Annotated in this window: 2 protein-coding genes and 1 rRNA gene; 2 read left to right on the forward strand and 1 reads right to left on the reverse strand. The window is 58.5% G+C overall.

Going from position 1 to position 3,363, the window contains the following annotated elements; all coding sequences use genetic code 11:
• Positions 1–282 precede the first annotated feature (282 nt).
• Positions 283–1,269 (forward strand): DUF2157 domain-containing protein, encoded by a 987-nt coding sequence (locus F1735_RS32795; protein ID WP_229506082.1) that lies wholly within the window; start codon positions 283–285, stop codon positions 1,267–1,269.
• Positions 1,266–2,867 carry a GDYXXLXY domain-containing protein gene (locus tag F1735_RS32800; protein ID WP_167241096.1) on the forward strand — a complete coding sequence of 534 codons (1,602 nt, stop codon included), beginning with the start codon at positions 1,266–1,268 and terminating at the stop codon, positions 2,865–2,867. The genes F1735_RS32795 and F1735_RS32800 overlap by 4 nt, the downstream gene beginning before the upstream one ends.
• Before the next feature lie 385 nt (positions 2,868–3,252).
• Here the strand turns inward: F1735_RS32800 and rrf are convergent.
• Positions 3,253–3,363, reverse strand: a 5S ribosomal RNA gene (rrf, locus tag F1735_RS32805); the annotation flags it as partial.

Below are 3,363 nucleotides of genomic sequence, written 5' to 3' on the forward strand. Positions count from 1 at the left end.
CGACTGTTAATTGTTAAAGAACTTGTTCTGTACCGCCTTCTGCCGTTTGCTACGAAGCGTTGTGTTCGTTGCAGCAGAGAGATGAGATTATGCGGCGTTTTGCGTTTTTCGTCAACCTCTTTTTTACTACCGCGCCTCCTTGGAGACGGCCCTGGCAGACTGCTAACTACTTGATTTCGTTAACCCTTTCTGCGGGGAGGCGAACTATAGCAAAGCTTCTTATTTGTTGGCAAGTATTTTCTATGCAAAGCCGAGTAGACTCCTCCACACCTCCAACATTGAATGAATATTATGGATATTGGCCTGTCGCTTTTACAGATTTCCGCAGCCCATGCACTGAACGACGAGCAGCGTCGACAGCTCCGCCAACTGTCCGGCCTCGACGACGAGCCAGCCAACCTGGTCCGGCTTTTGCGTATCAGCCTGGCTCTCATTGCGGCGTCGCTGATCGGCCTTGGAATTATTTTCTGGATTGCGGCGAACTGGGATTCACTTGCACGCGCGACCCGCTTCATCCTGTTGCAAGGCGTGGTGGTGATCATGTGCATCGGCGCGTATGCGCGACCAGCTGCACGGATTCCGCTGGCCCTGCTCGCACTGCTCGCTATCGGTGCGGTATTCGCTTACTTCGGCCAGACCTACCAGACAGGCGCCGATCCCTGGCAACTGTTTGCCCTATGGGCGCTGCTGGGCCTGCCTTTATGCCTTTCTGTGCGACACGACGCGCTGTGGACGCCGTGGGCCTTGATTGCCATGACCGCAATTTCGCTCTGGCTACATGCGAACACGGGACATAGCTGGCGTTTGGACCAGCGCGAAATCCACTTTCAGGTGACAGCTTGCATTGGCGGGTTGACGATCGCTGCGCTGCTCAGCCCTCTGTTTGCGCAGTGGACTGGCGCCGGACGCTTGTCCATGCGCGTGGCCGTCACGCTCGCGGTAATCAGCGTCGCGCTGGTTGGGATTGCCGGCCTGATGAGTTCGGAGATATCAGGACAATTTTGGCTGGCCCTGTTCATGTTGACGATCGCCGCTGCGGCGTTCATATCGCCTCGCTTGTTCGATATATTTTCCCTGAGCGGCATCGGGCTGGCATTGAATATTCTCTTGATTGGACTACTGGCGCACATGGTCAACCTCGATAGCACGCGCTGGTCCATTCCAATGCTGCTGTTCCTTGGCCTCGCCGCTGCCGGCTTGCTGGCCGCGACCGTGAGCGCCATTCTCAAACTGTCGGAGCGTGCCGCGCTCAATGGCGGTGCGAAATGAGCCGCCCACTCGACCAGTTGATCGCCGATGCGATTGCCGCCGGCGTTTTGCCGCCCTCCGCCGCAGTTATCCGGCACGAGGCACATCGTCCTTGGCCAGTTGTGTTGTTGACCGCGCTCGGAGCCTGGTTGGCGGCCCTTCCATTAATGGGCATCATTTTTCTGATTTGTGACGACTTTGTCAGCCGGAGCAGAAGCGCTTTGTATCCTATCTCGCTCGCGCTATGCGGCGGCGCGATTTACATTCTGCGCCGCGCCTCTCTGCCCCTGTTCGTCGAACAGCTGTCAATTCCGGCATTACTGACCGGCGCAGCGACCATGAGCGTGGCGTTCTACTTCGACCTGTCGGCGCACAAGGCCTCGCTCAGCGTCGCCTTGCTGGCGATGGTTCTGGCCGTCCTGATTCCACGCAACTGGTTGCGTGTGCTGCTGGGCGCGCAAGCCTGCGCCTTCATTATCGTGGCGATGATCGCGCTCTACACCAACGACATTCGCGACCGCGATCATTTCTGGATTGTGGTGCATGGTGCGATGGTGATCTGGTTCGTTACCGACTTCGTGCAGCGACAATATCTGCGCAGTGTATTGATTGACCGGGTGGCCACCGGGTGGGTCCTCACTCTCATCGCATGCCTGGCACTCTGGACAGGAATGACATTCATGGTTGGCGCCGCGATCGATGGCGCCCCGCCCGGCACGACGGCGCCGCTGTCGCAACGGTTGGCGTTTTTCGCCCAATGCACATCGGCGGCAATGATCCTGGCCGGGGCGGCCTGGCTGGCCAGGTGCTGGCCGGCGTTACGCAAACCCTGGTATGGACTCACGATTGCAGTGTTGACTGGACTGGCGGTACTGATGCCCTCACTCGGCGCAATTTTGCTGATGTTCGCCGTGTTCGCGAGCGCCGGTCGCTGGCGCATTGCGGCGGCAGCGGCAGCGGCGGCCGCATGGGCTACCGGTGCGCTGTATTATCAGCTGGCCTATCCGCTGGCGACCAAGGCGCTGTTGCTGATCGGCGCCGGCGCGCTGTTTGCCCTGATTGCCTGGCTTGCCATTCGCGCGGGCGAACCGGTAATCTCCAGCGGCGGCGCAGCCCCTGTGCCGCCGGATTCGACAGCGCGCCGGATCGGCATTGCAGTGACGGCGCTCGGGGTACTTGCCATCGCCAATATCGGCATCTGGCAAAAGGAATCGCTGATTTCTCACGGTCGTCCTATCCTGGTTGAACTGGCCCCTGCCGATCCGCGCTCGATCATGCAGGGCGATTACATGCGCTTGAATTTCAAATTGCCGCAAGCGATAGCAGAGACAGGTGCAATGGAAACGGGAGGCGAGCGATTGATGGTCGCCGGCAAGGTCAACGACAAAGGAGTTGCGGAGCTGACACGCCTATACGATGGCAGGCCACTTGCACCAGGCGAGATCATCATCGAACTGACCCCGCGCCACGGCGGTTATACGGTGGTAACCGATGCGTGGTATTTCCAGGAAGGCGAGGCGAAACGGTGGGAAGCGGCGAGGTACGGCGAATTGCGCGTCGATGCGAATGGAAAAGCACTACTCGTCGGCATGCGCGGCGCGCATCTCGAGCCGCTCTGATGCGAGAGCAGGAGTGCGCGGCTCACTAATCGGATTCAAGCTGTGCCCGGGGCGACGCATCTGGCGAAAGTACCGGGCCCTGGAAGGTGCGCGCGCGTCGGGCGGCGTGTACCTTGACGGACCCTGGCGTGTGCTGTTGTTAAAGCGCTTTCCTGGCCGCAGGGCGCAGTAGCTTGAATTCGGACGCCACCTTGGATATCGAGCTCAGATTTAATGCAAGCGATGTTCATGGCGGCAAGCACCACATACTTTCTTGTGGTATTTCGCTTATCGAATGTAGATCGACATGCGGCGCCTGTTCGCAGAGAAAACTTCGCGATGAATACGAAGAAAACGCGGACGAAAAAAAACCCCACATTTCTGCGGGGCTTTCTTCTTATAACTAGCCTGACGATGACCTACTTTCACACTGGTTGCAGCACTATCATCGGCGTAAAATCGTTTCACGGTCCTGTTCGGGATGGGAAGGGGTGGTACCGATTTACTATGGTCATCA

The sequence above is a fragment of the Massilia genomosp. 1 genome (genome assembly GCF_011682185.1).
Classification (GTDB): domain Bacteria; phylum Pseudomonadota; class Gammaproteobacteria; order Burkholderiales; family Burkholderiaceae_D; genus Telluria_A; species Telluria_A rubra.

Excerpts from the sequence above, each read along its gene's own strand:
- F1735_RS32795 (WP_229506082.1), top strand. The coding sequence starts at position 283 with ATGAATATTATGGATATTGGCCTGTCGCTTTTACAGATTTCCGCAGCC.
- F1735_RS32800 (WP_167241096.1), top strand. The coding sequence starts at position 1,266 with ATGAGCCGCCCACTCGACCAGTTGATCGCCGATGCGATTGCCGCCGGC.